This window comes from Bradyrhizobium sp. CCBAU 51627 (genome assembly GCF_028128765.1).
Classification (GTDB): domain Bacteria; phylum Pseudomonadota; class Alphaproteobacteria; order Rhizobiales; family Xanthobacteraceae; genus Bradyrhizobium.
In genome coordinates this window covers 1-13595 of record NZ_LBJG01000074.1, presented here as the reverse complement: position 1 = coordinate 13595, position 13595 = coordinate 1, and the positions used below count along the sequence as shown (strand labels likewise).

Annotated in this window: 12 protein-coding genes and 2 tRNA genes; 9 read left to right on the top strand and 5 right to left on the bottom strand. The window is 64.9% G+C overall.

The genetic code is table 11. The features are described 5' to 3' along the window. Positions 1–550: 550 nt before the first annotated feature. From XH88_RS26595 to mnmA, 5 genes are all read right to left on the bottom strand, one after another. Positions 551–647 (bottom strand) — tRNA-Glu (locus tag XH88_RS26595). Positions 648–966: 319 nt separating this feature from the next. Further along, positions 967–1043 (bottom strand) — tRNA-Met (locus XH88_RS26590). A 244-nt stretch (positions 1044–1287) separates the two neighbouring features. Continuing rightward, positions 1288–1650, bottom strand: a complete 363-nt coding sequence (locus XH88_RS26585; protein ID WP_271671203.1) for a hypothetical protein — start codon at positions 1648–1650, stop codon at positions 1288–1290. Between the two features lie 45 nt (positions 1651–1695). Next, positions 1696–2334, bottom strand: coding sequence for a class I SAM-dependent methyltransferase (locus tag XH88_RS26580; protein WP_271671202.1), 639 nt, complete (start codon positions 2332–2334; stop codon positions 1696–1698). A gap of 22 nt (positions 2335–2356) precedes the next feature. Then, positions 2357–3538 carry a tRNA 2-thiouridine(34) synthase MnmA gene (mnmA, locus tag XH88_RS26575; RefSeq protein ID WP_271671201.1) on the bottom strand — a complete coding sequence of 394 codons (1182 nt, stop codon included), beginning with the start codon at positions 3536–3538 and terminating at the stop codon, positions 2357–2359. 335 nt (positions 3539–3873) lie between these two features. Here mnmA and XH88_RS26570 point away from each other — a divergent pair, with 335 nt between their 5' ends. The 9 genes from XH88_RS26570 (at position 3874) to XH88_RS26530 (ending at position 13507) form a co-directional block, all read left to right on the top strand. Then, the gene (locus XH88_RS26570; RefSeq protein WP_271671200.1) at positions 3874–5487 is read left to right on the top strand and encodes a flagellar hook-length control protein FliK; all 1614 of its coding nucleotides are present in this window, start codon (positions 3874–3876) and stop codon (positions 5485–5487) included. Positions 5488–5499: 12 nt separating this feature from the next. Continuing rightward, the gene (locus tag XH88_RS26565; protein ID WP_092302904.1) at positions 5500–6207 is read left to right on the top strand and encodes a flagellar hook assembly protein FlgD; all 708 of its coding nucleotides are present in this window, start codon (positions 5500–5502) and stop codon (positions 6205–6207) included. 371 nt (positions 6208–6578) lie between these two features. Next, the gene (gene sciP / locus XH88_RS26560; protein WP_002714638.1) at positions 6579–6854 is read left to right on the top strand and encodes a CtrA inhibitor SciP; all 276 of its coding nucleotides are present in this window, start codon (positions 6579–6581) and stop codon (positions 6852–6854) included. Between the two features lie 182 nt (positions 6855–7036). Beyond that, complete coding sequence (gene fliF / locus XH88_RS26555; RefSeq protein ID WP_271671199.1) at positions 7037–8653, top strand: flagellar basal-body MS-ring/collar protein FliF; 1617 nt, start codon at positions 7037–7039, stop codon at positions 8651–8653. 32 nt (positions 8654–8685) lie between these two features. Further along, positions 8686–9780 (top strand): flagellar motor switch protein FliG, encoded by a 1095-nt coding sequence (fliG, locus tag XH88_RS26550; protein WP_271671198.1) that lies wholly within the window; start codon positions 8686–8688, stop codon positions 9778–9780. Next, positions 9780–10400 (top strand): FliH/SctL family protein, encoded by a 621-nt coding sequence (locus XH88_RS26545; protein ID WP_271671197.1) that lies wholly within the window; start codon positions 9780–9782, stop codon positions 10398–10400. Before fliG ends, XH88_RS26545 begins: the two co-directional genes overlap by 1 nt. Before the next feature lie 3 nt (positions 10401–10403). Beyond that, on the top strand, positions 10404–10754 hold the full coding sequence (gene fliN / locus XH88_RS26540) for a flagellar motor switch protein FliN (protein ID WP_271671196.1): 351 nt from the start codon (positions 10404–10406) through the stop codon (positions 10752–10754). Positions 10755–10808: 54 nt separating this feature from the next. Further along, positions 10809–12194: a sigma-54-dependent transcriptional regulator FlbD gene (gene flbD, locus XH88_RS26535; RefSeq protein ID WP_271671195.1), complete on the top strand. Its 1386-nt coding sequence runs from the start codon at positions 10809–10811 to the stop codon at positions 12192–12194. A gap of 164 nt (positions 12195–12358) precedes the next feature. Then, a complete protein-coding gene (locus tag XH88_RS26530; RefSeq protein WP_271671194.1) occupies positions 12359–13507 on the top strand; it encodes a M20 family metallopeptidase in 1149 nt (382 codons plus the stop codon). Positions 13508–13595: the final 88 nt, after the last annotated feature.

Here is a 13595-nt window from a genome sequence, read left to right as displayed (position 1 = left end):
CTCGGGCGACGAGAAAGCTTCCCTGCAAAATTCGCTGAAGAGCCTTATTTTCAAGGCGTCTTTGAATTGGGGCGGGCGAAGGGAATCGAACCCTCGTATGCAGCTTGGGAAGCTGTTCAGCCCTTCGAAAAACTACCGGTGCGAACGCCAGAGCCGGCGGCATCGCCGATGAGTCTGGTGAGACGACCGCATCCCTGAGTGCCGGCTTTGGAACAGATGACGGTTCTGGATTCGGCTTCCGCCAGCGGCGCAATGGTGGCAGATTGGGACAAAATTGAACGATCCGCGGTTCTCCACCGTGGCTCTCCCCCACCGGATCCGGGGGCTCTTGGCGCCCCTCGTTTTACCGGGGTTTTCGCGCGTCGCGGTCGTATGGCGGAGAGGGAGGGATTCGCATCCCCGTTTAGGGCCATACACAGAATAGTAAGCTGCCCTTAAGCCGCCAACGGCCCGCATCTTTCAGCAAACTAAAAGAACGGGGCGGGCACGCGTCAACGAGACACAGACTGGACACCGCGCTTTTGCCCATACCCTAAGTTTCTGATTTTGCTGGCGCTCCCTAGGGGAATCGAACCCCCCTGTTTCAGCCTTGAGAGGGCTGAGCAGCCGAAGCGAGTTCGCGGCCGACATTGTCGCTGGCTTCAAGCACCGAGTCCTTGGACGGCGCGGAGTACGCGATCCGGCCTCGATCCAATCATCAAGGATTAGATTGCTCGGGTTTTTGTCAGAATGCGTGACAAGTTCCCAGCTGAGGCGTGCAAAGCGCGGGGATTGGAGGGTCTGTGCTCCAGCGAATGAGCAAGCAGCAACGACGACGGCCTTCAAGAAGATTGCCTATGAAGGATTCAGGCACGAAGCTCTCAAGGACTAGATTGCCGTTCGCATGCGACACGGCGCTACGGATGCGCTACGGACCGGGATGGCGGGGAAGCCATCGGCCTAACGTATTGATATCGCGTGGTCTTATGGTAGCGGGGGAGGGACTCGAACCCCCGACCCCAGGATTATGATTCCCGTGCTCTAACCAGCTGAGCTACCCCGCCACGAGTCACTCGCGGGGCCGAAACGGCCGATCTCGCGAACGCGCGGCATATAAGGAAGGGGGCGGCGGGAAGTCAAGCAAAGGTCGCTTGGGATGTCACCGAGCTGATTTGGTCGTGGAATCCGATCCTTAGGTACCAGACTCGTGGAGTGTCCCCCTCACCCCGAATCCGCGCTTTTTGCGCGGATTTGGGCCTCTCCCGCAGGCGGGGAAAGGCGAAGGGAACGCGGAGCGCGGAAATTCTCTTATTTCGGCTTGACGTTGGGGTCGCCGCCCGGGCTGCCGGGGGGCGGGATGACGGGCATGTTGCCGTCCGTGCTCGGCGCCGGGGCGTGCATCTCCGGATCGATGCCGGCGGGCGGACAAAGCACGCCGTCGGATTTGGCCAGTTTGTCGCCGAGCGGTTCCCGGGCCTGGCCGGTGGTTTGACCATCAGGCACGGTGGCGCGGTTCGGGCGGTCCTGCGGCGTGCAGTCGGCCGTGTGCTGCGGGGATGGCGGCGCGGTCGCTTGCGGCGGCGTCGCCGGGGCGGGCGGGGCCTGCGCGATCGCTGGCGCAGAGGCTGCGATCACGAGGCCGGCCATAATGAGGTTTGATATCGTGCGCATAGGTAGGAAACGCGTCGGCAACGGCGCGTGTTCCCAGTGCTGCGATCACGATTTGTGGTAGCGGATCAGCGAGAAGTGCCCCATCGGCGGCATGGGGCGGCGTTCGGCCAGCGTGACGCCGCCGTGCCTGGCGGCCCATTTGACGAGGCGCTCCCACGGGAATTCCGGGCGCCAGCCGAGGCGGCGGGCGATGGGCGCGAAGGCGAGCTCGAACAGCTTTCGCGGGCCGCTCTCGGCACCGATGTGGTTGACCAGAATCAGCTCGCCACCGGGCTTGAGCACGCGCACGAACTCGTCGAGCGTGGCTTCGGGATCGGGGACGGCGGTGATGACATATTGCGCGACCACCGCATCAAAGAAGTTCTTCGGGAAGGCGAGGTTCTTCGCGTCCATCACCGAGAGCACTTCGACATTGGAGAGGCGAAGGCTGCGCACGCGTTGTTGCGCCTTGCGCAGCATCGGTTCGGAGATGTCGACGCCGCAGATCTTCGTGGTGCGCGAGTAATCGGAGAGCGAGAGCCCGGTGCCGACTCCGACGTCGAGGATGCGGCCGCCGATGCGATCGGCCTCCGCGATGGTCGACTGCCGTCCGGCGTCGAACACCTTGCCGAACACGAGATCATAGACCGGCGCCCAGCGGCCATAGGCCTTCTCGACCCCGGCCCGCGAGATGTCTGCTGCCATGCCCCCTGCCCTGCCCGGAAGTTTAGCCGCGTACCGCTTCCACCAGCGGCCTCGCTGTGCTCGCCGTCACCTTCGCGGCGGCGCTCTGGATAAAGCCGCCGCCGAGCACGCGCGCCTGCCCTGAGGGCGCGTCATAGAACACGCAGGCCTGGCCGGGCGAAACGCCCTCCTCGCCGGCGACGAGCTCGACCTCGTAGTGACCGTTCGCGCCGCGCAGCCAGGCCGGCTGGGGGCTGCGCGTCGAGCGCACGCGCACGAACAGCTCGAGGCCGCCTCCGATGGCGCGGTCGATATCGCCGCCGCCGATCCAGTTGACGTCGCGCAAGGCGATACGGTGCATCTTCAGGGCATCGCGCGGACCGACGACGACGCGGCGGTTGGCCGCATCCAGCCGCACCACGAACAGCGGCGCGTGAGCTGCAATGCCGAGGCCGCGGCGCTGGCCGACGGTGAAATTGGCGATGCCGTGATGCTGGCCGAGCACGCGGCCGTCGAGATCGACGATATCGCCGGGATCCATCGCGTTCGGACGCAGGCGGGTGATGATGTCGGTGTAGCGGCCCGTGGGCACGAAGCAGATATCCTGGCTGTCGTGCTTGTCGGCGACCGAGAGACCGAAGCGGCGCGCGAGCTCGCGCGTCTCGGGCTTGGTCATGTCGCCGAGCGGAAAACGCAGGAAGTCGAGCTGTGACTGCGTGGTCGCAAACAGGAAGTAGCTCTGGTCGCGATCGGCATCGGCGGCGCAGACCAGCGCACGCGAGCCGTCGCCCTGACGGCGCGAGGCAACATAGTGTCCGGTGGCGAGCGCCTGCGCGCCAAGCTCGCGCGCGGTCTTCAGGAGGTCGCGGAATTTGACGCTGCGGTTGCACTCGATGCACGGCACCGGCGTTTCGCCGAGCGCGTAAGAGTCGGCAAAATTGTCGATCACCGACTCGCGAAAGCGGTCCTCGTAGTCGAGCACGTAATGGGGAATGCCGAGCTTGGCGGCGACATCGCGCGCGTCGTGGATGTCCTGGCCGGCGCAGCAGGCGCCCTTGCGGTGGGTCGCCGCGCCATGATCGTAGAGCTGCAGCGTAATGCCGACGACGTCGTAGCCTTCCGCCTTCAGCAGCGCAGCCGTCGTCGAGGAATCGACGCCGCCCGACATGGCGACGACGACCCTGGTATCCTCAGGACGGCCTTCGAGATCCAGACTGTTGAGCATGGGCCTAAGCTGACGTGACGGCGGCGTTGATGCCCCTAGACCGGGCCGCTAGGCATCCCCGGGAACTTGAGTTCCCGAAAGATACTGGCTTGCCCGGTCGAAAGCGGCTGAGAGCACCCTTTAATATAGGGGGCATTTCGCTGAAGCAATCACGCCCGCCCCGCGCTTTCAGGCAATTCTTGCCGGGCCGGCAGAAATGATGGGGCCGCAAGGCGGCTGGCGGCAGCGGCCTCGACCGATCAAGTCATTGATTTCACTGTATAAAATATCCGCGAGAGGGACTGGCCCGCTCCTTGCTAACCTCCTGATCCGAAGATGTTTTCAAGGGGTCGCCTGTGGTCGGTGTTACGTCAGACGTAGCGGCAAGTGCGCAAGTCTCGAGCGCGCAGCAAAAGCCTGCCCGGTCCCAGACCCACAAGGACACCGCGCCGAGCGACTCCTTCGGCGCGCTGGTCGACAGCAACACCCAGGCGATCAGCAACAGCGCACCGCCCCCGAGCCAGGATCCGGCGCCGCGGCGGAGCGATTGCTCCTCGTCGTCGACCTCGTCAGACCTGGGCGCGCGCGACGGCTCCTCGACCGACCAGCCTTCGCAGAGCAAGACGAGCGACGCCTCGGATTCGTCGACGATGACGGCCAGCGATACGCCGGTCACTCCCACCAAGACTGACGGCAAGACCAAGGACAAGTCTGACGCCTCCGCCCCCAAGCCGGGCGACAAGTCCGACAGCACGAAGACCGAGAATACGGGTAGCACCGACGGCCTCGCCGCGGCGGTGGATGCCTCTGCCGCCCAGGCCGCCGCGACGCCGGCAGCGACGCCCGATCTGACCGCCGTACCCGTCGCCGCGCCCGCTGTACCCGCCGACCCCAACGCAGCCAGCCAGGCCACGGGCACCGCTTCCTCACCGCTGACGATCGCCGCGGCCGGCATTGCGGCCAGCGCTTCGACAGCGGCGCAGATCGCCGGCACGAAGACGGATGCGACCGGCAAGACCGCCAAGAGCGGCGATGCCAAAACCACCGACGCAAAGGCCGCGCCGGCTGAGGTGGCTGTTGCGGGCACCGACGCCACCGCAACCGATGTCACGGCGAAAGCTGCGCACGTCACCGCGGCCGACCAGGGCACGCCGAAGGTCTCGTTCAAGGCGGCAGCAACTGCTCAAGGCCAGACCGACGTCTCCAACATCGGCCAGGACGCCGGCAAGACGGCTCAGGCAATGACCTCCGCGCAAAATACCGCGACGGCCGCGGCCAATGCCGCCGCCCATCTACAAGCCGCCAAGCCGCAGGCTGATACGATCGCGACCGAGACCAAGGCTGATGCGGCCAACCGCGCTGCTGACGCCACGCCGGCCGCGCCGACGACGCACGCCCATGTCGATCCGCAAGCCGTTGCTGCTGCGGCGACCGACACCAGCACACAAGCCGCCAACGCCATGCAGGCGCCACTGACGGCGACGACCTCGGCAGCGACCGCCTCCACTGCGACGCTGACCGCGACCGCGGCGAATTCGGCGGCGGTGCCGATCAGCGGCATCCCGGTCGAGATCGCCGCTGCCGCGCGCGCAGGCAAGACCCGCTTCGACATCAGCCTCGATCCGGTCGATCTCGGCCGCATCGACGTGCGCATCAATGTCGACCGCAACGGCCAGGTCACCTCGCATGTCACCGTCGAGAAGCCAGAGACGCTGCAGATGCTGCGGCAGGACGCGCCGCAATTGCAGCGCGCGCTCGACGACGCCGGCCTCAAGACCGGCAGCAACGGGCTCTCCTTCAGCCTGCGCGACCAGAATTCGCCGGGACAGAACTCCGGCCAGAACAACGACAATTCCGGCAATGCGCGCCGGCTGATCATCAGCGAGGACGATCAGGCGACCGCCGCGCCCGTCAGCCGCAGCTATGGCCGCATGCTCGGATCGAGCAGCGGCGTCGATATCAGAGTGTGAGGAGTATTCGCCATGACCACCACGAATGCCGCCACCGCCCCTTCCGTCGTCTCCGGCACGACCGATGTCCCGAAATCCTCCTCGAACTCGAGCCTGAGCTCGACCACGGGCGCGACGCTCGCCGGCAATTTCCAGACCTTTCTGACGCTGCTGACCACGCAGCTGCAGAACCAGAACCCGCTCGATCCGCTCGACACCAACCAGTTCACCCAGCAACTGGTTCAGTTCGCCGGCGTTGAGCAGCAGCTCAAGACCAACGACTCGCTGTCGCAGCTCGTGACCCTGCAGCAGACCACGCAGGCAACCCAGGCGCTCGGCTTCGTCGGCAAGACCGCCGTGGTCGACGGCACCACCGCGACGATGAAGAGCTCGTCCGCGACCTGGCATCTCAATGTGCCGACCGATGCCACCGTCGATATTTCCATCGCCAATTCCAGCGGCCAGACCGTATTCACCGGCAAATACACCGCCGGCGCCGCCTCGGATGTTCCCTTCACCTGGAACGGCCAGGGCAATGACGGCACGCAATGGCCTGACGGCAAGTACACGATCACGGCGACCGGCAAGGACGTCGCCGGCAACAATGTCGGCATCGCAGCCCAGGTGCAGGGCGTGGTCTCGTCGGTCGACCTGACCCAGTCACCGCCGCTGCTCAGCATCGACGGCAACAGCTACACGCTGAGCCAGGTGAAGACCATCGTCGCGACCAGCAGCAATTAAGGTCGATTCCGCTGCGACATACTCGGTGTCGTCCTGGCGAAAGCCAGGACCATAGCCACCGAACGTCATTTTGGGGCGGAGAGGTTACTCCGAGTCTTCGCCAAACTGCGCTTTGGGGTAACAGGGTCCTGCCTTTCGCCAGGACGACGTCGACGGGCCTCTGCACCAGCGCGCCGGCCCCCATTCGTTAGTAAAGTATTTACGAAGACCCCGCTCGGCCGGCTGAAATCACCGTTTCAGCCCGCCGGGCCGGTTTCGTTCCAGCCGGATTCAACGAGAATTGTATTGAAGCCTTAGGCTTAGCGGATTTTTAAGCCGGCACGCGTAGGGTTATGGCGTGAGTTCAGTGGTTGAGAGTTTGTGAGTACGCCATGACAGAACCCCATCGCCCGAGGGTAAAATACGTCATCGGGCCGGACGGCAGTCCGCTGACGATTGCAGATCTGCCCGCACCCGGCACCAAACGCTGGGTCATCCGCCGCAAGGCCGAAGTCGTCGCCGCAGTGCGTGGTGGACTTCTCTCGCTGGAGGAGGCCTGCAGCCGTTATACCCTGACGGTCGACGAATTCCTCTCCTGGCAGTTTTCCATCGACCAGCATGGTCTGGCGGGTCTGCGCACCACCCGCATCCAGCAATATCGCCAGTAAGCAATCCGGAAATCTGCTGCTTTTGACGAAATCAGCCTCGCCCTGCGAGGCCGATTTTTTTCATGTTCGCCCCTTTTGTCTCAGCTCTTAACCTTCGTTAACCATATCGAAACCATCACCTAGGCAATAATTGCCCACTCGTCCGCTCTTGGAATGCGGGTCGAATCTGTCGGGGCGGTTGCTTGCAAGGTCTTGCGGACTTCTTAAAAGGTATCGGCGCCGCTCGCTTCGGGGCGATGATCGCGGTCACCGCCGCGCTCATCGGCTTCTTCGCGTTCGTCATCATGCGCGTCACCACGCCGCAGATGACGACGCTGTTCACCGATCTCAGCATGGAGGATTCCTCCAGCATTATCAAAGATTTGGAGCGCCAGGGCATCCAGTACGAGCTGCGCAATGATGGCAGCATCATCATGGTGCCCAAGGACAAGGTCACCCGCCTGCGCATGAAGCTCGCGGAGGGCGGCCTGCCCAAGGGCGGCGGCGTCGGCTACGAGGTCTTTGACAAGTCGGACGCGCTCGGCACCACCTCTTTCGTCCAGAACATCAATCATCTGAGGGCACTGGAGGGCGAACTCGCCCGCACCATCCGCGCCATCGACCGGATCCAGGCCGCCCGCGTCCACCTCGTCCTGCCCGAGCGTCCGCTGTTCGCGCGCGCGGCGCCGGAGCCGTCGGCCTCCATCGTGGTGCGGGTCCGCGGCTCGCTCGAAGCCCAGCAGATCCGCGCCATCCGCCACCTCGTTGCTTCCGCAGTCAACGGCCTGAAGCCGCAGCGGGTCTCGATCGTAGATGAGTCCGGCCAACTGCTCGCAGACGGCGCCGCCACCGATCCGGAGCAGGCCGCAGGCGACGACCGGCGCATCGCCTTCGAAAAGCGGCTGCGCAAGGAGGTCGAGGACATCGTTTCCTCCGTGGTCGGTTCGGGCCGCGCCCGCGTCCAGCTCTCCGCCGATTTCGACTTCAACAAGATCACCCAGACCTCGGACAAGTTCGATCCCGAGGGCCGCGTGCTGCGCTCGACCCAGACCCGCGAGGAAAGCAGCCTCACCGCCGACACCAACGGCCAGGTCACCGTCAATAACGAGCTTCCCGGCAACCAGCAGAACAGCGGCGTTGCGGCGAAGGACCAGACCAAGAAGTCCGAGGAGACCAATAATTACGAGATCTCCCGCACCACCAAGACCGAGGTGACCGAGGCAGGCCGGGTCAACCGCATCTCGGTCGCGGTGCTGGTCGACGGCATCTATTCCAAGAACGACAAGGGCGAGCTCGTCTACACCGATCGGACCAAGGAGCAGCTCGACCGCATCGCCACCCTGGTGCGTTCGGCGATCGGCTTCGACCAGAAGCGCGGCGACCAGGTCGAGGTCGTCAATCTGCGCTTTGCCGACGCCCCCTCCACCGCGCCGATCGCCGAGCCCTCCGGCTTCCTTGGCATGCTGCAGTTCACCAAGGACGACATCATGTATTTCGTCGAGCTCGGCGTGATGATGCTGCTCGGCCTGGTCGTGATGTTCATGGTGATCCGCCCGCTGGTGAAGCGCATCCTCGCCTCCGACGAAGTCGCCGCCGCCATATCAGGCGTGCTCTCCGGCCCCGCGTCGTCCGAAGAAGCCGCGCCGGCCGCCGCCGGCCAGGCGCTGATCCCGGGCGGTGCCGCCAGCGCGATCGACGTTGCCACCATCCAGGGCCAGGTCCACGCCCAGTCCGTGCATCGCGTCGGCGAGCTCGCCGAGCGCAACCCCAACGAAACCGTCGCCATCATCCGTCAGTGGTTGGCGGAGCCCACGAAGTAACCGAAGCCAATTGAATCAAGAAGTGATCTGACATGGCCGCCTCCTTGCAAAACGCCAACTCGAACGACATCACCAGCGTGATCTCCACGCTCGGTCAGCGCGCCGGCAACCGGCAGGGCGGCGGCAAGACCGAGGCATTGTCAGGTCCGAAGCGCGCCGCGATCCTGATGTTGGCGCTCGGCGAACAGTATGGCGGCAAGATCTGGGGCCTGCTCGACGACGACGAGGTGCGCCATCTCTCGCTGGAAATGTCGACACTCGGCACCGTCGAGGTCGACACGGTCGAGGATATGCTGCTCGAGTTCGTCTCGCGCATGTCGGCCTCGGGCGCGCTGATGGGCAATTTCGATGCGACCGAGCGCCTGCTCCAGCAGTATCTGCCGCCGGAGCGCGTCAACGGCATCATGGACGAGATCCGCGGCCCCGCGGGACGCAACATGTGGGAGAAGCTCTCCAACGTGCAGGAAGAGGTTCTCGCCAACTACCTCAAGAACGAATATCCGCAGACCATCGCCGTGGTGCTGTCGAAGCTGAAGCCGGAACATGCGGCGCGCGTGCTCGGCATTTTCCCCGAAGATCTCGCGCTCGACGTCGTCAACCGCATGCTGAAGATGGAGGCGGTTCAGAAGGAAGTGATCGAGAGCGTGGAGAAGACGCTGCGCACCGAATTCATGTCGAACCTGTCGCAGACCCGTCGGCGCGACGCCCACGAGGTGATGGCGGAAATCTTCAACAATTTCGACCGCCAGACCGAAACCCGTTTCATCACCTCGCTCGAAGAGGACAACCGGGAATCGGCCGAGCGCATCAAGGCGCTGATGTTCACCTTCGACGACCTCGTTAAGCTCGATTCCGGCTCGGCCCAGACCTTGATGCGCAACGTCGACAAGGACAAGCTCGGTGTGGCGCTGAAAAGCGCCAACGAGGACGTCCGCAACTTCTTCTTCGGCAACATGTCCTCGCGCGCGGCCAAGATGCTGCAGGACGACATGGCGGCGATGGGGCCGGTGCGCCTGCGCGACGTCGACGAGGCCCAGGCGCTGCTGGTCAACCTCGCCAAGGACCTCGCCGCCAAAGGCGAGATCATGCTGACCAAGAACCGCGCTGACGACGAGCTGGTGTATTGATGGGTGCTCCCGCCAAATTCCTGTTCGACACCGACTTCGCCGCGCCCGACCGGACGCGCGAGAAGGCCGCGACCGCGGCCGAAATCGCGCAGAAAGTCGCGGAAGCCGAAGCGCGCGCCTATCAAGACGGCTTTGTCGCGGGTCAGCGCGAGGCCAAGGCCGAGAGCGACCGCCGCGTTGCACTTGCCATGGAAGAGATCAGTATTGGTATCCGGGGCGTCGCGTCGGGCATCGGCAACATCGAGACCAAAATGGAGACAGAGGCGGTCGAGGTCGCAATCGCCGTGGCGCGCAAGCTGTGCGCCGACCTGATCGCCGCCGAGCCGCTTGGCGAGATCATGGCGCTGGTCAAGGACTGCTTCTCGCATCTCGTCGCGACGCCGCATCTGGTCGTCCGCATCAACGAGGCGCTCTACGACAGCGCGCGCGAGAAGATCGAGCGGCTCGCCAAGCAGAGCGGCTTCGAAGGACGGCTGGTGATCCTGGCCGAGCCTGAAATTGCCACCGGCGACTGCCGGATCGAGTGGGCCGATGGCGGTGTCGTGCTGGAGCGCAGCGCCATTGCGGCCAAGATCGACGACATGGTCGGACGCTATATCGCGTCCCGCAAGGGGAACTAAGCCATGAGCGACACCGACGGACAGGTCCCGCTGCCCGATCTCAACGGCCCGTTGCCGCCCACCGGCGCCGACGTCGGCTACAACGAGGACGAATATGCGGCGCGTGTCGCCGCAGACCTTGAGGCCGTCTTCGACGTGCCGGTGCAGGTCTCTGCGGTGCTCGGCCGCTCCAAGATGGATGTCGGCGAGCTGTTGAAGCTCGGACCCGGCACCGTGCTCGAGCTCGATCGCCGTGTCGGCGAGGCCATCGACATCTACGTCAACAACAAGCTCGTCGCCCGCGGCGAGGTGGTGCTGGTCGAAGACAAGCTCGGCGTGACCATGACGGAAATCATCAAGACGGAACGCGGCTAAGGCGCGCAAAGCGAATGACGCGCGGCAGCGCGAACAGACGGACAGGAGACTGACATGCGGCTTCTCATCGTTGGCACATTGAAGGGCCAGCTCACCACCGCCACCAAGATCGCGATGGATAACGGCGCCACCGTGACCCATGCCGAGGATCACGAGCAAGCGATGCGCGTGCTGCGCGGCGGCAAGGGCGCCGACCTGCTGCTGGTCGACGTCGCCCTCGACATCCGCGACCTCGTGATGCGGCTCGAGGCCGAGCACATCCACGCCCCGATCGTTGCCTGCGGCATCACCAATGACGCCCGCGCGGCAGTCGCCGCCATCCATGCCGGCGCCAAGGAATACATCCCGCTGCCGCCGGATCCCGAGCTGATCGCCGCTGTGCTCGCCGCGGTCGCCAACGATTCCCGCGAGCTGGTCTATCGCGACGACGCCATGGCGCGCGTCATCAAGCTCGCCCAGCAGATCGCAGGCTCCGACGCCTCGGTGATGATCACCGGCGAATCCGGCACAGGCAAGGAAGTGCTGGCCCGCTACGTCCACACCCGCTCGGCCCGCGCCAAGCGCCCCTTCATCTCGATCAACTGCGCCGCGATCCCCGAACACCTGCTGGAGTCCGAGTTGTTCGGCCACGAGAAGGGCGCCTTCACCGGCGCGATCGCCCGCCGCATCGGCAAATTCGAGGAGGCGACCGGCGGCACGCTGCTGCTGGACGAAATCTCCGAGATGGACGTCCGGCTGCAATCGAAGCTGCTCCGCGCCATCCAGGAGCGCGTGATCGACCGCGTCGGCGGCACCAAGCCGGTTCCGGTCGACATCCGCATCATCGCGACCTCGAACCGCAACCTGGCGGACGCCGTGCGCGAAGGCACGTTCCGCGAGGACCTCCTGTTCCGCCTCAACGTCGTGAACCTGAAGATCCCGCCACTGCGTGAGCGCCCCGCCGACATCCTGGAGCTCGCCCAGCACTTCGTGAAGAAATACGCCGAAGCCAACGGCGTGCCGCTGCGCCCGATCTCGGCGGAAGCCAAACGCGTGCTCTCCGCCAACCGATGGCAGGGCAACGTCCGCGAGCTCGAAAACACCATGCACCGCGCTGTGCTGATGGCCCAGGGCGACGAGATCGGCTCCGATGCGATCCTCACCCCCGACGGCGACCGCCTCGACCTCGCCAAGACGCCGCCCGCCGTGGCGCACGCGACCATGGCCGCCGAGCAGGTGACGCGGGCCTTGGTGGGGCGCACCGTGGCGGACGTCGAGCGCGACCTGATCCTGGAGACGCTGAAACACTGCCTCGGCAATCGCACCCACGCCGCGAACATCCTCGGCATCTCGATCCGCACCCTGCGCAACAAGCTCAACGAATATGCCGACGGCGGCATCCCGATCACCCCGGCGGGAGGGCCGGGCGAGCATCCGCGGATGCCGATGATCGGGGCGTAGGCGCTCCGGCAAAGCCAATGATAAGAATGCCCGGACCCGGTCCGGGCATTCTTTTGCCAAATGATAGCGGCATGGAGCGAACACATGGCCGCACCGCATCTCGCCACTAGGTCACCGCGGCACCAGGCCTTATAACCCCGCGTGAGAACCACGCGAGGGACCACATGTCTGAAGCTCAAATCACGGATTGGCTGGCGTCGCAGAAGCAGGCCATGATCGACCTGCTCCGCGACGTCGTGAACATCGATTCCGGGTCCTATGACAAAGAAGGCGTCGATGCGGTCGGTGCGCGGTTCGAACGGCATTTTGCCGAGCACGGCATTCCGTCCCGGCGCGAGGCCAACGCCACGTTCGGCGACGCGATCCATGCCGAGGTGGCAAAACCCGGCAGCAACGAAAAGCCGGTGCTGTTGATGGGGCATCGCGACACCGTGTTCGGCAAAGATGAAGCCAAGCGCCGCCCCTTCACGATCCGGGAGGGTCGCGCCTACGGGCCCGGCGTCGCCGACATGAAGTCCGGCCTCGTCATGAACGTGTTCGTGGCGACCGCCTTCCACAAATTCGGCGGCTCGCCTCATCCGATCAAGGTGCTGATCACTTCGGACGAAGAGATCGGCTCGCCATCGTCGCGCTCCGTGATCGAGCGCGAAGGACGCGCTGCGCGCGCCGTGTTCAATTCCGAGCCGGGCCGTCCCACGGGCAACGTCGTCACCGGGCGCAAGGGCGGCATCTTCATGCATCTTGCCATCACCGGCAAGGCGGCGCATTCCGGTGCGAATTTCGCGGCGGGCGTCAGCGCGATCGGCGAGCTCGCGCACAAGATCGTTCAGATCCACGCACTGACCGATCTCGACAAGGGCATCACGCTCAATGTCGGCCTCGTCTCGGGCGGACAGTCCGTCAACACGACGGCGCCTTACGCCGAGGGTCAGATCGACATGCGCTATGTCGATCCCGCCGACCGCACGAGGGTGATGGCCGCAATCGAAAAGATCGTTGCGACATCGTTCGTTCCGGGCACCAGCGCTGCACTGACGATCAAGGGCGAGTTCGTGCCGCTGGTGCAGAGCGAGGCCTCGAAGGCGCTGTTCGAGGGTTACCAGGCGGCCGCGAGGCAGGTCGGCCTCACCACGCTCCAGGGCGAGTTCTCCGGCGGCTGCGCCGATTCCGGCTTCACCGCCGCTGTGGGTACGCCGACCATCTGCGGCCTCGGGCCGGTCGGTGGGCTCGCGCACACGCCGGAGGAATATCTCGAGCTCGACAGCATCGTGCCGCGCGCGCAGGCGCTGGCGCTGGCGATTCTGAAGGGCTAAAGCGGGATGAGGTTAGGTTGAATCGATTTGGGATTCCCAAATCAGCTTCTTTCTGATTCACCATGCTGGCTGGAAGGAGGCCAGCATG